The 14696-nt window shown below is 62.4% G+C and carries 17 protein-coding genes; 10 read left to right on the forward strand and 7 right to left on the reverse strand.

Annotated features, from left to right (window positions below):
- Positions 1 to 129: 129 nt before the first annotated feature.
- From NKH49_RS17875 to NKH49_RS17885, 3 genes are all read right to left on the reverse strand, one after another.
- Positions 130 to 921 carry an ATP-binding cassette domain-containing protein gene (locus NKH49_RS17875; RefSeq protein ID WP_352614892.1) on the reverse strand — a complete coding sequence of 264 codons (792 nt, stop codon included), beginning with the start codon at positions 919 to 921 and terminating at the stop codon, positions 130 to 132.
- Positions 918 to 2000, reverse strand: coding sequence for an ABC transporter permease (locus NKH49_RS17880; protein ID WP_352449101.1), 1083 nt, complete (start codon positions 1998 to 2000; stop codon positions 918 to 920). Before NKH49_RS17880 ends, NKH49_RS17875 begins: the two co-directional genes overlap by 4 nt.
- A gap of 89 nt (positions 2001 to 2089) precedes the next feature.
- The gene (locus NKH49_RS17885; protein WP_352449223.1) at positions 2090 to 3106 is read right to left on the reverse strand and encodes a sugar ABC transporter substrate-binding protein; all 1017 of its coding nucleotides are present in this window, start codon (positions 3104 to 3106) and stop codon (positions 2090 to 2092) included.
- Positions 3107 to 3335: 229 nt separating this feature from the next.
- Here NKH49_RS17885 and NKH49_RS17890 point away from each other — a divergent pair, with 229 nt between their 5' ends.
- The 6 genes from NKH49_RS17890 (at position 3336) to NKH49_RS17915 (ending at position 8738) form a co-directional block, all read left to right on the forward strand.
- Positions 3336 to 4565 carry an ROK family transcriptional regulator gene (locus NKH49_RS17890; protein ID WP_352490790.1) on the forward strand — a complete coding sequence of 410 codons (1230 nt, stop codon included), beginning with the start codon at positions 3336 to 3338 and terminating at the stop codon, positions 4563 to 4565.
- A gap of 2 nt (positions 4566 to 4567) precedes the next feature.
- Positions 4568 to 5014: an RbsD/FucU family protein gene (locus NKH49_RS17895; protein ID WP_352449103.1), complete on the forward strand. Its 447-nt coding sequence runs from the start codon at positions 4568 to 4570 to the stop codon at positions 5012 to 5014.
- On the forward strand, positions 5011 to 5934 hold the full coding sequence (locus tag NKH49_RS17900) for a carbohydrate kinase family protein (RefSeq protein ID WP_352614890.1): 924 nt from the start codon (positions 5011 to 5013) through the stop codon (positions 5932 to 5934). Before NKH49_RS17895 ends, NKH49_RS17900 begins: the two co-directional genes overlap by 4 nt.
- A 254-nt stretch (positions 5935 to 6188) precedes the next feature.
- Positions 6189 to 7331: a DegT/DnrJ/EryC1/StrS family aminotransferase gene (locus NKH49_RS17905; protein ID WP_352540722.1), complete on the forward strand. Its 1143-nt coding sequence runs from the start codon at positions 6189 to 6191 to the stop codon at positions 7329 to 7331.
- A gap of 18 nt (positions 7332 to 7349) precedes the next feature.
- On the forward strand, positions 7350 to 7556 hold the full coding sequence (locus tag NKH49_RS17910; RefSeq protein ID WP_352470946.1) for a hypothetical protein: 207 nt from the start codon (positions 7350 to 7352) through the stop codon (positions 7554 to 7556).
- A gap of 162 nt (positions 7557 to 7718) precedes the next feature.
- Positions 7719 to 8738 (forward strand): LLM class flavin-dependent oxidoreductase, encoded by a 1020-nt coding sequence (locus tag NKH49_RS17915; protein ID WP_352470945.1) that lies wholly within the window; start codon positions 7719 to 7721, stop codon positions 8736 to 8738.
- Between the two features lie 38 nt (positions 8739 to 8776).
- Here the strand turns inward: NKH49_RS17915 and NKH49_RS17920 are convergent, their stop codons facing one another.
- From NKH49_RS17920 to NKH49_RS17930, 3 genes are all read right to left on the reverse strand, one after another.
- Positions 8777 to 9259 (reverse strand): RES family NAD+ phosphorylase, encoded by a 483-nt coding sequence (locus tag NKH49_RS17920; protein ID WP_352503465.1) that lies wholly within the window; start codon positions 9257 to 9259, stop codon positions 8777 to 8779.
- Positions 9256 to 9690: an antitoxin Xre-like helix-turn-helix domain-containing protein gene (locus NKH49_RS17925; RefSeq protein WP_352470943.1), complete on the reverse strand. Its 435-nt coding sequence runs from the start codon at positions 9688 to 9690 to the stop codon at positions 9256 to 9258. The genes NKH49_RS17920 and NKH49_RS17925 overlap by 4 nt, the downstream gene beginning before the upstream one ends.
- 69 nt (positions 9691 to 9759) lie before the next feature.
- Entirely contained in the window at positions 9760 to 10386 is a 627-nt protein-coding gene (locus tag NKH49_RS17930; protein ID WP_352470942.1) for a CDP-alcohol phosphatidyltransferase family protein, read from the reverse strand.
- Between NKH49_RS17930 and NKH49_RS17935 the strand changes: the two genes are divergently transcribed.
- The 3 genes from NKH49_RS17935 to NKH49_RS17945 all read left to right on the forward strand — a co-directional run bounded on the left by NKH49_RS17935 (position 10385) and on the right by NKH49_RS17945 (position 12365).
- On the forward strand, positions 10385 to 10645 hold the full coding sequence (locus NKH49_RS17935) for a hypothetical protein (protein ID WP_352614884.1): 261 nt from the start codon (positions 10385 to 10387) through the stop codon (positions 10643 to 10645). The two genes, NKH49_RS17930 and NKH49_RS17935, sit on opposite strands and share 2 nt — an antisense overlap.
- A 51-nt stretch (positions 10646 to 10696) precedes the next feature.
- Positions 10697 to 11209: a phosphatidylglycerophosphatase A family protein gene (locus NKH49_RS17940; protein ID WP_352614882.1), complete on the forward strand. Its 513-nt coding sequence runs from the start codon at positions 10697 to 10699 to the stop codon at positions 11207 to 11209.
- A 79-nt stretch (positions 11210 to 11288) separates the two neighbouring features.
- Positions 11289 to 12365, forward strand: coding sequence for a tartrate dehydrogenase (locus NKH49_RS17945; RefSeq protein WP_352614880.1), 1077 nt, complete (start codon positions 11289 to 11291; stop codon positions 12363 to 12365).
- Positions 12366 to 12463: 98 nt separating this feature from the next.
- Here the strand turns inward: NKH49_RS17945 and NKH49_RS17950 are convergent, their stop codons facing one another.
- On the reverse strand, positions 12464 to 14065 hold the full coding sequence (locus NKH49_RS17950) for an FAD-dependent monooxygenase (protein WP_352927054.1): 1602 nt from the start codon (positions 14063 to 14065) through the stop codon (positions 12464 to 12466).
- Between the two features lie 97 nt (positions 14066 to 14162).
- On the opposite strand from NKH49_RS17950, the gene NKH49_RS17955 reads away from it, so the two are divergent.
- Positions 14163 to 14606, forward strand: coding sequence for a MarR family winged helix-turn-helix transcriptional regulator (locus tag NKH49_RS17955; protein ID WP_352470937.1), 444 nt, complete (start codon positions 14163 to 14165; stop codon positions 14604 to 14606).
- Positions 14607 to 14696: the final 90 nt, after the last annotated feature.

Consider the following 14696-nt stretch of genomic DNA (forward strand, 5'->3'; position numbering starts at 1 on the left):
CTGCCAATGCTAGTACATCCCACCGGATGTTCAATCGATTCAGGTGATCGCAAGCCGGGTTGCCCTGCGGCAATTTGGCATTTGGAAACAGCGCGTTTGGGACCTCCGCGACGGGCCGCAAGTTCTTGCTCAGGCCGCCGCCAGCGCCGCTTCCGGCGGCACCTTGGCGCCGGTCATGAAGGCGACCGCGTCGGACATCGTATACTGCTTCGGATCGATGACGCAGAGGCGACGGCCGAGCCGGTGAATGTGGATGCGGTCCGCCACCTCGAAAACATGCGGCATGTTGTGTGAAATCAGCACGATCGGCAGGCCACGTCGTTTGACGTCGAGGATCAGTTCGAGCACGCGGCGGCTCTCCTTGACGCCGAGTGCCGCCGTCGGCTCATCCATGATGACCATCTTCGAGCCGAAGGCGGCGGCGCGGGCCACCGCCACGCCTTGGCGCTGGCCGCCCGAAAGCGTTTCCACCGCCTGGCTGATGTTCTGGATCGTCATCAGGCCAAGTTCGGTGAGCTTGTCGCGGGCGCGCTTTTCCATCGCCGGACGGTCGAGCATGCGTAGCCAGTTGCCAAGAAAGCCCGGCTTGCGGATCTCGCGGCCGAGGAACATGTTGTCGGCGATCGACAGCGCCGGCGACAGAGCCAGGTTCTGGTAGACGGTCTCGATGCCGGCCTCACGCGCCTCCATCGGTGATTTGAAGGCAATAGGCTTGCCTTCAAGCCGTATCTCACCTTCGTCGGGGGTGACCGCTCCGGAAATGGCTTTGATAAGCGATGACTTGCCGGCGCCGTTGTCGCCAATGACAGCAAGGATTTCGCCCGGATAGAGGTCGAAGTCTGCGCTGTCGAGAGCGGTGACGCGGCCGTAGCGCTTGACCAGGCTGCGCGCGGTAAGGATCGGTTCGTGAGTCTGGTTCATGCCGAGATCTTCCTGATCCACTGGTCGATACCAACAGCGATGATGATAAGGGCGCCGACGGACAATTGCGTCCATTGCGGATCTGTCCCCCAAAGCCTGAGGCCGAGCGCGAACACGCCGACGATCAGCGCACCGAAGATGGTCCCGAGGATGGAGCCGCGGCCGCCGAACAGCGAAGTGCCGCCGATCACCACGGCGGTAATCGAATTGATGTTCTCGAACTGCCCGGCCTGCGGCGAGACCGATCCGATGCGTCCGATCAGGGCCCAGCCGGCGATGGCGCAAATGATACCAGTCAGCGTGTAGACCGCGACCAGCATCCGGCTGACGCGCACTCCCGACAGTTCCGCGGCCTCCGGGTCGTCGCCCACCGCATAGACGTGCCGGCCCCACGCGGTGTGATTGAGCACGTACCAGGCAATTGCCGCCATGATCAGCACCAACAGCACGCCATAGGTGAAGACGGCGCCCCCGATCCTGAACGATCCGCCGAAAAACTGCAGCAGCGGCGCCGTCGTCTCGAGATCCTGGCTGCGGATGGTCTCGTTACCGGAATAGATGAAGTTGATGGCAGCGTAGATCGACCAGGTGCCGAGCGTCACGATGAATGGCGGCAGTTTCACCCAAGCGATGAGAATGCCGTTGATCAAGCCGCAAATCGCGCCGACAAGCAGCCCGACGGCAACGGCCACCGGCGCTGGAACACCGTAATGCATGGCAAACTGGCCCATGACGACCGAGCTCAGCACCATGATGGCACCGACGGACAGGTCGATGCCGGCGGTGAGCACCACCAGTGTCTGCGCGATGCCAACCATGCCGGTTATCGCCACCTGCTGGAGGATCAGGGTGAGGGTGAAAGGAGAAAAGAAGCGTCCGCCAACGACCACCGCGAACAGACCCACCGAGATGATCAGGATGATCAGGGGCACCATGGCAGGGCTTTTGTGCAAGCGGTGCTGGATGCTCTCGAGCGTCGAGCGGGAATGCGTCTCGAATGAAGCGACGCTGGTGTCGCTAGTGGCCAGGACCGTCTCGAATTCCTGCGGTCCCTTGCTCCTGGTAGTTTCGACGCTCAAGTCGGCCTCCCCGCCTGTGATGTGGAGCGGCCGAAACCGCTCCACATTCTCTATTGTTCTTTTGAAGTTGAGCCGATCAGGGGATCAAATCAACCCCAGCACTTGCTGAGGCCTTGCTTCGTGTCAATGGATTCGATGCCGGCGGCAGGCTTGTCGGTGATCAGCGTCACGCCGGTGTTGTAGAAGTTCAGACCGGGCGACGGCTCAGGCTTCTTGCCGCTGTCGGCAAAGGTCTTGATCGCCTCGATGCCGAGCGAGGCCATGAGCAATGGATATTGCTGTGAAGTGGCGCCGATCACGCCCTCGGCAACGTTCTTGACACCCGGGCAGCCGCCATCGACCGAGACAATCAGGACGTCCTTCTCCTTGCCGACGGCCTTCAGCGCCTGGTAGGCGCCCGCGGCCGCAGGTTCGTTGATGGTGTAGACGACGTTGATATCCGGATCCTTCTGCAGGCAATTCTCCATGGCAGTGTGCCCGCCATCCTCATTGCCGCTCGACAGATCGTGACAGACATTGCGTGCGTCGGTTTCGTCGCCGATCTTGTTGGGATCGCCGAGGTCGATGCCGAAGCCCTTCATGAAGCCCTGATCACGCTGCACGTCGACGGAGGGCTGGCTGGCGATAAGATCCATGTAGGCGATGTGCGCGTCCTTGGCCTTGTCGCCCAAGGTGGCCTTTGCCCAGGAGCCGATAAGCTCGCCGGCCTTGAAATTGTCGGTCGCAAACGTCGCATCCGCGGCGTCGGCAGGCTCTAGCTGGGTGTCCAGAGCGATCACCAGCACCCCTGCATCACGCGCCTTCTTCACCGCCGGCACGATGGCCGCAGTGTCGGTGGCGGTGATCAAAATGCCCTTGGCGCCGTCGGCGATGCAGGATTCGATCGCCGCAACCTGGCCCTCATTGTCACCTTCCGCCTTGCCGGCGTAGGCCTTCAGATCGACACCAATTTCCTTGGCTTTCGCGGCGGCACCTTCCTTCATCTTGACGAAGAAGGGATTGGTGTCGGTCTTGGTGATCAAGCAGGCGCCGACCCCGGCGGCCGATGCCGTCGACGCAAACGCCATCAGGCTCAGTCCGGCCGCGGCAAACACGGTGGATTTCAACAGTTTTGACGTGGTCACGATTTTCCTCCCATGGAACCATTTAGGATGCCGGCCAACCGGCATCTGCAGCGCGTCCGACGAAATCTCCCAGTGTCGGCGCCGACACTCAAGAGACACCAGTCCGCCAGCACTGTCAATAATTAAATCACTCTTATTTATTATTGACAACGCAGGATCGTTCACTCACTCTAGACCAAAAGCATTGAGGGGAAACGACGGGAGGAACAGGGTGGAGACCGGCATTACGAGGCACGGCTCGCCCGATGCGGCCGAAAGCCGCCTGCACCGCGGCACCAATCAAAGCGGCATGCGGGACCACAATGAGCGGCTGGTGCTGTCGCTGGTGCGCCAGCACGGCAGCCTGGCCAAATCCGACATCGCACGTATGACCGGCCTTTCGGCGCAGACAGTGTCAGTCATCATGCGCGAACTGGAGGAGGACGACCTGCTCGTCCGCCAGGCGCCGTTGCGCGGCAAGATCGGCCAGCCCTCGATACCCATGGCGCTCAATCCCGACGGCGCCTATTTCATCGGCCTGAAGATCGGCCGCCGCAGCGCCGAGTTGGTGCTGATCGATTTCCTCGGCAATGTGCGCTCTATGCTGCAGCATTCCTACCGCTATCCGGCGCCGCGCGAAACGGTGGAATTCGTCGCAAGCGGCATGAAGAAGATGCGCGGCGAACTCACCCCGGTGCAGGATAAACGCATTGCCGGGCTTGGCATCGCCATGCCGTTCGAATTGTGGAACTGGGCCGACACCGCCGGCGCACCGCGCGAAATCATGGACGAATGGCGCCATCGCGACATCCGCGCCGATATCCAGGCGCAATGCGAATTTCCAGTCTATCTGCAGAACGACGCCACCTCGGCCTGCGGCGCCGAACTCGTGTTCGGCCACGCGGCGGGTGCGGCACGCGATTTCGTCTATTTCTATATCGGTGCCTTTGCCGGCGGCGGCATCGTGCTGAACGGCCGGTTGTTTGGTGGCCCAACCGGCAATGCCGGCGCGCTGGGCTCGATGCCGGTGCCAGGGCCGGACGGCAAGCCGACGCAGTTGATCGACGTGGCGTCGATCGCCATGCTGGAAAAGGCGCTCAACGCGCGCGGCATCGAGGCCTCGCATCTGTGGACATCACCGGGGGACTGGGGCGAGATCGGCGCCGAGCTTGACGACTGGATCGCCAGCGCCTCGCAGGCGCTTGCCTATGCCATCGTTTCGGCCTCGTCCGTCATTGACTTCGAAGCCGCGGTGATCGACGGATGGATGCCGCTTGCCGTGCGCAGGCGGCTTGTCGATGCCATTATCCAAGCCATCGGCCGGATCGACGGCGAGGGCCTGAGGCTGCCGGCCGTTCGCGAGGGAACCGTCGGCATCCATGCGCGGGCGCTGGGTGGCGCCAGCCTGCCGCTGTCGGAGCGCTTCCTCATCGGCTCGACCACGATTTCCCGGAGCTTCTGAGCATGCTGATCGGCATCCCGGCGCTGCTCGGCCCCGAGCTTCTGGCGATATTGCGCGCCATGGGCCATGGCGACGAGATCGCCTTGGTCGACGGCAACTACCCGGCCGAGCAGCAGGCACAGCGGCTGGTCCGCGCCGACGGTCATCATCTCGTCCCCGTGCTCGATGCGGTATTGAGCGTATTGCCGGTCGACGACGCCGTGCCGCAGGCGCTGTTTCGCGCCTCGGCCAAAGGCGATCCCCTGCTCGCCGATCCGGTTCACCATGAGATGGAAGCGATCTGCGCCAGGCGTGCGCCGGGCCGCAAGGTGGTTGCGCTTGCCGGTGCCGACTTCTATGCACGGGTCAAGGCCGCGCACGCGATCGTCGCGACGAGCGAGCCGCGGCTCTACGCCAACATCATCATTCGCAAGGGCGTGATCTATCCGCCGGAAAGCAAGACTTCATGATCCTCTGCTGCGGCGAAGCCCTGATCGACATGCTGCCGCGGACCACGACGGAGGGCGAGCCGGCCTTTGCCCCCTATGTCGGCGGTGCCGTCTTCAACTCGGCCATTGCGCTAGGCCGGCTCGGCGCGCCCGCTGCCTTTTTCTCCGGCCTGTCGTCGGATCTGTTCGGCGGCCGGCTCAGGGAGGCGCTGAAGGCCAGCAAGGTCAGTTCCACCTATGCGCACACTTCGCCGCGGCCGACCACGCTCGCCTTCGTGCGGCTCACCAACGGCCAAGCGACCTACACCTTCTACGACGAGAACACCGCCGGGCGCATGCTGACCATCGAGGACCTGCCGGAACTCGGCAGCGAGATCGAGGCCATGCTGTTCGGCGCCATCAGCCTGATCTCGGAGCCGGCCGGGTCGGCCTATGAAGAGTTCATGCGGCGCGAGCATGAGCGCCGCGTGATGATGCTCGACCCCAACATCCGGCCAAACTTCATTCCCGACAAGGCCAGGCACCTCAGGCGCATCCGCAGCATGATGGCGATGGCCGACGTCGTGAAACTGTCGGACGAGGATTTGAACTGGTTCGGCGAAGCCGGCTCGCATGAGGACGTCGTCCGCAACTGGCTGGATCGCGGCCCGAAGCTGATCGTCGTCACCCACGGCAGCGAAGGCGCGGTCGGTTACAGCAGCCAGCACCGGGTCACCGTCGTGCCGGACAAGGTCGAGGTGGTCGATACGGTCGGCGCCGGCGACACATTCAATGCCGGCATTCTTGCCTCCTTGCACGAACAGGGTCTGCTGTCGAAGACGGCAATCGCCAGTTTGCCGGAAGACGCCATCCACAAGGCGCTGACGCTCGGTGCCAAGGCGGCGGCGGTGACGGTATCGCGGGCCGGCGCCAACCCGCCATGGCGGCATGAAATCGCTTGACCGGCTGGTGCGCAGCCCATGGACTGCTCACCGACGATCACTTTATGTTTCGTCCAGCCTGGCGGGCGGGGTGCGAAGCCTGTAACAGGCCGGCCGAAGCCCGGATTTCCACGCCTTTAAGAGGCCAGATCGGAAATCAGAGGTAACAGGCTGCGACACTTGAGCAATTCAGGGTTTTTGCCCTGCGGCTTTCTCGGCCGTACCAAGTCTGCTACCAGCGGCCGGTTATCTGACTAAAACCGTTTGAGGCCGACATGCAGTTCATCGATCTTGGCGCGCAGCGCGAACGCATCCGCGACAGGCTGAAAGCGGCAATAGACCGGGTTGTCGACGAAGGCCGCTATATTCTCGGACCGCAGGTCACCGAATTCGAAAACAAGCTCGCCGCCTATATCGGCATCAAGCACGTGGTCGCTTGCGCCAACGGCACCGATGCGCTGCTGCTGCCACTGTTTGCCGCCGGCATCGGCCCGGGCGACGCGGTGTTCGTGCCGAGCTTCACCTTCGCCGCCACGGCCGAAGTGGTGGCGCTGACCAAGGCCGAACCGGTGTTCGTCGATGTCGATGCCGACAGCTACAATATCGACATCGCCAGCCTCGAGGCGGCAATTGCCATGATCAAGGCGGAGGGCCGGCTGAGGCCGAAGGCAATCATTCCCGTCGACCTGTTCGGCCTCGCCGCCGATTACGAGGCGATCATGGCCATCGCCGATCGCGAAGGCCTGATGGTCATCGAGGATGCGGCGCAGGCGACCGGCGGCTCGGCTGACGGCAAGATGTGCGGCTCGTTCGGCACCGTCGGCTCGACCAGCTTCTATCCGGCAAAGCCGCTCGGCTGCTATGGCGACGGCGGTGCGATGTTCACCAATGACGATGCGCTGGCCGAACAGCTGCGCTCGTTCGCCTTTCACGGAAAGGGCGAAACGCAATACGACAATGTCCGCGTCGGCATCAATTCACGGCTCGACACGCTTCAGGCGGCGATCCTGATAGAGAAGCTGGCCATCCTCGAGGACGAGATGGTGGCGCGGCAAGCGGTCGCCAATCGCTATGCCGAAGGTCTCGGCGATATCGTCAAGGCGGCGCGCAATCTGGGCGGCGGCCGCTCGGCCTGGGCGCAATACGCCATCGAAACGCCGAAACGGGACGGGCTCAAGGCACATCTCGGTGAAAAGGGCATTCCGTCGGTCATCTACTATGTGAAACCGCTGCACAGCCAGATTGCCTATCGCGATTATCCGCGCACGCCGACCGGCCTTGCCGTTTCGGAAGAGCTGCCGAAGCGCATCCTGTGCCTGCCAATGCATCCCTATCTGAGCGAGGCTGACCAGGACCGGATCATCGAAACGATCCGAAACTATATCGGCTCGAATTCGGCGCATGTAGCGGCGGCATAAATTCGAAAGCTTCGAAGCATGGTCGCGGAATACATCGACGAGTTCATCATGTTCTGCGCCGGGTTGTGGATGGCTGGCATCGGCTTCGGATTTCTCGCGGACCCGTTCCAAGCTCGCCCCGGCCAGCAGCAAGCATGGTGGACCAACTTTGGGACTCGCTTCAAATGGATGGGACCGCTGTTGATCCTCATCGCGATAGCGCTCGCATTCGCGGCACCTTCCTAGGCTGGCGTCCGACGGCAGCTCGGCACGGTCGGCCATCGTTGATCAACAACCGCCGATTCAAGCTTTGCGCGTCAAGGCAGGCGGTCATCGGCACCGATTTTGCGATGCTTTGCTGCGCGCCGCAGCATAGTCTGCACCTGGCTCCCCTTTAGGCTGGTTCTCATGAAGAAGATTGGTTTCCTCTCGTTCGGGCACTGGACGCCCTCGCCGCAATCGCAGACGCGGACGGCATCCGACGCGCTTTTGCAGTCCGTCGAGTTGGCGGTCGCGGCCGAGGAGCTGGGTGCGGACGGCGCGTATTTCCGCGTGCATCACTTCGCCCGCCAGCTCGCCTCGCCCTTCCCGCTGCTGGCGGCGGTCGGCGCAAAGACCAGCCGAATCGAGATCGGCACGGCGGTGATCGACATGCGCTATGAGAACCCGCTCTACATGGCCGAGGACGCCGGCGCCGCCGACCTAATCGCCGGAGGGCGTCTGCAGCTGGGCATCAGCCGAGGCTCGCCGGAGCAGGTGATCGAGGGATGGCGCTACTTCGGCTACGCCCCGCAAGAGGGCGAGAGCGATGCCGACATGGCCCGTAGACACACCGGAGTGCTGCTCGAAGTGTTGCTGGGCAAAGGCTTTGCGCAGCCCAACCCGCGGCCGATGTTTCCCAACCCGCCTGGCCTGCTTCGCGTCGAGCCGCACTCGGAGGGCCTGCGCGAGCGCATCTGGTGGGGCGCCGCCACAAACGCCACCGCCGAATGGGCGGCGAAACTGGGGATGAACCTGCAGAGCTCCACGCTCAAATTCGATGAAGGCGGAAAGCCGTTTCACGTCCAGCAGGCCGAACAGATCCGGGCTTTTCGTGAGGCCTGGAAGGCGGCCGGACACACGCGCGAGCCGCGGGTGTCGGTGAGCCGGAGCATTTTTGCGCTGGTCGACGATCGCGACCGAGCCTATTTCGGCGGCAACCAGAGCGGAGATCATTTCGGTTACATCGAGGCAGACAGACGCGCGGTGTTCGGCCGCTCCTATGCCGCCGAACCGGACGTCCTGATCGAGCAGCTAAAGGGCGACGAAGCCATCGCCGAGGCCGATACGCTGCTGCTTACCGTCCCCAACCAGCTCGGCGTCGAGTACAATGTCCATGCCATCGAGGCGATCCTGACCCATGTCGCTCCAGGCTTGAGTTGGCGCTGACGGGTTGTGTTAAGTAGGAACCTGCCTCTCTGCCCGGCTCAGGAGCCAAACAGGCGGCTATCCCAGTATACGGGTTGATGCAGGCTGGCCGTGATCAGGGAAAACTCCGGATGTGCCGGATTGATCAACACGTTGTTGTCGGGGCGAGCCACGACGCTTGGCACGATCAGGATCGCGCTGCGGCGCTCGACACACCATGTCTCACCGAATTCCTTGCTCACCGTTGCCGGCATCATATCCCATCCGGGCAACGACGGCTGAGAAAAGATTTCGTAGCTCAGCCCGCGCGGAAGCATGATCTGGACGTAAGGCTGGTTGGGCGGCAGTCTGCCGCTGCCGTGCACCAGCTTTTCCAGCAAGGCCGTTGAATAATGCTCGCTGGTGTAGATCAACGGGCTGCCGGGCGTGTTCCAGCGGCCAGGCGCTATCGTCGAGCCCGTCGCGTCGAAGATCGGATATGTGCCGGCTGGATCGCCGATCCTGAAGCACTGCAGCATGCGATCGAGTATCTGTGCCGTCAAGCAGCGGTGCCGTACTTCAGGCCTGCAAGGATATCGAGCACCAGTTCGGCGCCGATCTCGCTTTGAATGACCACGTCGATCGGGCGTCGGTCTTCCAGCATGGGATGAGATCGAAACAGAAAGTCACGAGCCTCACCTTCGATCTGCCAAACGTCGAGGGCCAGGTTCCATAGGCGCGCCACCCGCGCCACCCGCATGCCCTCTTCCGAAGAGAGTCGGAGAGCACCTCTCTTGCGGCGCTCATAAGTTGCCTTTGGGACGAGGCGATATTTGAATTGCGTATCGGCCGGTGCCAGCAATTGTGAGACGCGTTCAAGCGCACCCAACGGCAATCCGTCTTCGATTCGAGCCATCAGCCCGAATGGCGACCGTGCAGCCGTCTCCTTGGGCGGCAGCCCCAGCACATCGGCTATATTTCCAAATGCCAACATCGCCGCTCTCCATTCATGTGAAGCATTGCATAGCCTCAAGTGAGGCCAAGTGCAAGCATCCCCGTAGTCTCACGGCTGCTTCCCGTCGGCTCGTTTCAGCATCGCAAATGCGCGACTGATCCGTTGCAGGGCTGTGGCGTTGGCCAGCACTGCGTACAGCGCGAACCCACCCGCCAGAATCCAGGGCGAAGCCGCGCCCATCGCGGTCGCGACTCCGTCGGCGGCGAGCAGCACGCAAATGAACACCAGACGTTCCATCCGCTCGAAGAAATCCGGCCAACCGTGGTTTTTCACAGGGATTTCCAGCGCCGTCCGCGCCTTGGCGTAACTGGTGAGGATCCCGCCCGCGAATGCGAACATTGCGATCGCCCACAGATCGGCAACCCAGCCGATAGCCGCAAAGACGGCCAATTCCTGATAGCGGTCGACGACGGCGTCGAAATAGCCACCGGCCTTGGTGCTCATATTTGTCCGGCGGGCGACCGCACCGTCCAGCGCATCGAAGCTGAAGGCAAACGCCAGGCAAAGGCCAAAGGCAAGACTTGAATGATGAAACGCGTAGGCGGCCGAAGACAAAGCCACGAGCACCAGCCCGCTGGCCGTAACCTGGTTCGGCGTCATGCCGATCCCGATCAGCGGAGAGGCGGCCTGCTCCCATAGCGGGTCGATGCGACTTTTCATGAGACCGGCGATCATGGCGGCTCCTCTGATGATGTCGGTTGACGGAGCTTTACCAGCAATTTGCGGGTTTGTTCCACCGTCGCCACCGTTTCGGTTGGCCAATGCGGGCCGAGACCGGGCTCAGCAACGTTCTCAACTTGCCGCAAAAATGATCTCGTTTGGCGAATGGGGCCGGCGGATTAAGGTACTCGCCGAGCTGGCGGCGAAACAGAACTTCCAGTCGCTGCGACAGCTGCCCGACAGCATTTTCACGGTTTGGGCGATGCCCTTGTGAGGTGGTGCAAATCGAACAGCAGTCTGGCGGCAGCACCCGAACGATGTGACTATGATCGCTTGCGATCCGTGGGAAGCCGGCCGAAAATCGATGCATAAGTTTCCACCCAAGTTCGCCTACCTGCTCGCGACCTCTGTCGGCGCGGGATTATCTCCAATATGGCCGGGCACGGCCGGCGCAATGGTTGGAGTGGCTGTTGCCGCGGCTCTGATACCCGCATCACCTTGGCTGACGGTGCTTGCCTACGTGGCCCTGTTCGCCGTCGGCGTATGGGCGTCATCGTATGTTATCTCCCGTACCGGGACGGAGGATCCGCAGATCGTCGTCATTGATGAGACCTTCGGCGCGGCGCTAACCCTTTCCATGCTGCCCCTCGATCCGCTCTGGTGGGCAGCAGGCTTCCTTGCTTTCCGGTTTTTCGACGTCGTCAAGCCTTGGCCCATCCGTATCGCACATGACAAGGTAAGGGGTGGGGCCGGTATCATGCTGGACGATGCGGCTGCGGCTGTGGCCGCCGGGGTGCTGCTGCTCCTGCTGAACGGATTGATTGACCATTTGCCGTAATGGCGGCATTCGGCCTCACGGCCAAAGGCCAGCACGATGGTCCATGCTAGTTTAGCGCCACAAGGGGAGGACTGGACTAATGCGAAGCTATAGGATCGCGGCCATTCCAGGCGATGGGATCGGCAAGGAAGTCGTAGCGGCCGGCCTTCGTGCGCTGGCCGCCTGCGCCACGCGCGACGGCGGTTTCAGTCTCGAGGTGCAGCATTTCGACTGGGGCTCGGACTACTACAAGTTCAACGGCGTGATGATGCCCAAGGACGGCACCGAGCGGCTGAAGGCCTTCGATGCGATCTATTTCGGCGCTGTCGGCGCGCCAGACGTGCCCGACCATCTGACGCTTTGGGGGTTGCGGCTCGCGATCTGCCAGCCCTTCGACCAGTACGCCAATGTCCGCCCGACCCGCATCCTGCCCGGTATCGAGAGCCCGCTTCGCGGCGTCACGGCAGGGGATCTCGACTGGGTCATCGTTCGGGAGAATTCGGAAGGCGAATACGCCGGCCAGGGCGGGCGCTCGGATCTCGGCCTGCCTGAGGAAATCGCGACCGAGGTCTCGATCTTCACCCGCGCCGGCGTGACGCGCATCATGCGCTTCGCCTTCGAGATGGCGCGGTCGCGGCCGCGAAAGCTGTTGACCGTGGTCACCAAGTCGAACGCCCAGCGTCACGGCATGGTGCTCTGGGACGACATCGCCCGTGAGGTCGCGGCCGATTTTCCTGATGTCGCATGGGACAAAATGCTGGTCGACGCGATGACAGTGCGCATGACGCTCAATCCGCGCTCGCTCGACACAATCGTCGCGACCAATCTTCACGCCGATATCCTGTCGGATCTTGCGGCCGCACTTGCCGGATCGATCGGCATTGCGCCGACTGCGAACCTCAACCCCGCGCGGCGGTTTCCGTCGATGTTCGAGCCGATCCACGGCTCGGCCTTCGACATCACCGGCAAGGGCATCGCCAATCCGGTCGGCACGTTCTGGTCGGCGGTGATGATGCTGGAGCATCTTGGCGAGCCGGCTGCCGCGGCGCGCCTGATGCGCGCCATCGAGCGCGTGACGGCGGACGCCTCACTGCACACGCCCGATCTCGGCGGAAGTGCCACCACCGATAAGGTCACCGAAGCGGTGTGCGCGGCCCTACTCGGCGACAACGAGTAGGAAAGGAGCAAGCGCCTGGCATCGTTGTCATTCCCAGTGATGGCATCGGCAAGGAAGTCATGCCCGAAGGCGGGAGGCGCATCCGCACTCGCCGCCGCTCACCGATGATGTTCGTGCGCCTCCGTGCGGAAACCGAGCCCATCAAGTGTTTCGATCAGCACCTGTACAGGATCAGGCACACCGTGCGTTGACCGCCACGCGACAAATCCGTCCGGTCTGACCAAGGCGGAACCGCCGCTTTTAACCCCGAGCACGGAAGGCCACCGATGGTCCAAGTCAAGCAGATCCCCATTCGCACCCAACGAGTGGCACGTCAGCGGCATCCCGAGGCGCTGGCTTACGGGGTCAGCGGCCTGACACCATGCTTCGTCCGCGCAGAGGAGAAGAAGATCGCGGTCGCACAAATCGAGACTCGAAATCCGCTGGCCGGCACGTCCGACCGCGAAATGCGGCAAACGCGTGCCGGGGCGGCCCGACAGCTCCGTGGATTTTTGGAATGGGTGATCGTCCGGTGTGGATGCCAGAGCCACGATGCCTGCAGCGTAGCGTTGGCCAAATACCACGTCGTAATCCTCGACGATCGCAACAGGAGGAGGCAACCGCTTCGACGGATCGTCGAACCATTTCAGTAGGCGGGCGAGCGCTTGCGCCAACGTAGCCTCGATGACCGGCCGGCGCTCCATGTCATAGCTATCCAGCAACGAGGGATCGGCATGCCCGCGTGCTACCATCGCAAGCTTCCAGGCAAGGTTATGGGCGTCGTGGATACCTGAATTGCCACCGAAAGCGCCTGTTGGGGGCATCACATGTGCGGCATCCCCCACAAGAAACGCGCGGCCTCGGCGGAATTGGCGCGCTGTGAGGGCGGCCACTTCCCAGGAGCGCGCATCGACAAGCCTCGTCGTGATGTCCGGCCGGCCCGCACCTCGTATGATCAGTTCCCTGCACTTGGCTTCATCAAAATCCTGTGGTTTCTCGCCCTTTTCGGGAAAGTACTGGAGCGCCAGAAGCCATCGTCCACCCTCCCTGGGCGTGAAGGTCCCGTTGAGGTCCGTCACGAAGCACGACGTGAAGCGCTTGCCGCCTATCGTCGGAGGCATGTCCGTGTCAAAGACGACATTCATCCAGTGCTGAAGGCCGCCTGCCCCGCTGCGGCTGATCTCCAGCCTCTCTCGCAGGGAACCGTTCGCACCGTCCGCGACGATCAGATAGTCGGCCGAGATGACCTCCTTTGCGCAGGTCGCGATATCGCGAATTTCCGCGCGGACGACGGTCTCGTCCTGATCGAAAGTCACCAGCTCCGTGCTGAAACGCACGTCTGCACCGTTCCGCTCGGCGTAGCGGCGCAGAATCGGTTCCAGGACGTGCTGATCACACGTCGCTGGTTGCGTGGGGCTGAGGGCACTTGCATCCGGCCACGCCGGTCCGCCCCATTGAATCTCCGGATCGGCGAGATTCCTGGCGCGCGCAATAGCGCCTGCCTGCTGGTCCCCCGTCCGATTTGTACGAATCTCCTCCTCGAGGCCGAGGCTTCGGAATATCTCCATGCTGCGCGGGGAGATGCCGGCAAACTTGTACTGGATTGACGTGTCGGGATGACGCTCGACGAGGACACACGCAATGTCGTTGTGAGCCAAAAGGGCGGCCGCCGTCAGACCGTTCAGGCCGCCTCCGACGACGAGAACCGTGGTATTGGTCATCTCGGATCTCCTCTCATTGCTTTGACCACAAAAACATTTTGATTGATCAAATCATATGATTGGTCCAAGTATGTGTCAAGACACGAAGGAGCGTGGAATGAGACCGAGCCAAGATCGCTTGCAGCACGCCACCGAGGCATGGCGCCTGATGTTTGATTTCCTGATGCGGTCCGCGCCGGACCGGTTGGCGATCCAGCAGAAATTGGGCCTGACGCCCAACGACTCCCGCGCCCTCTTCACGCTCGACAAAGATGCGGGCAAGCCGATCGGCGCATTGGCTGCTCAATGGCAGTGCGATCCATCGACGGCGACCTGGCTGGTCGACCGGCTTGAGCAGGCGGGGCTCGCCGAACGGATTCCGTCGCCAGGCGATCGCCGTGTGAAGCTTGTCAAGCTCACACCCAAAGGTGCCGCAACCATCAAGGAATTGATGAAGGAATATCACAAACCCCCGCCCGAGATACTTGCGCTTCCACGCGCTGATCTGGATCAGTTGATCGGCCTCGTAAGAAAGTTACAGGCTGGCAAATCCGTGAGTTGATCCTATCCCGGAAAGGCACTGGCTAGGATCGGGTAGCGCCGCGTCACACTTTCCATGCTGCCGCTCGAGCCGCTCTGGTGGTCGGCAGGT

It is taken from the genome of Mesorhizobium sp. M1088 (assembly GCF_040318575.1).
Classification (GTDB): Bacteria; Pseudomonadota; Alphaproteobacteria; order Rhizobiales; family Rhizobiaceae; genus Mesorhizobium.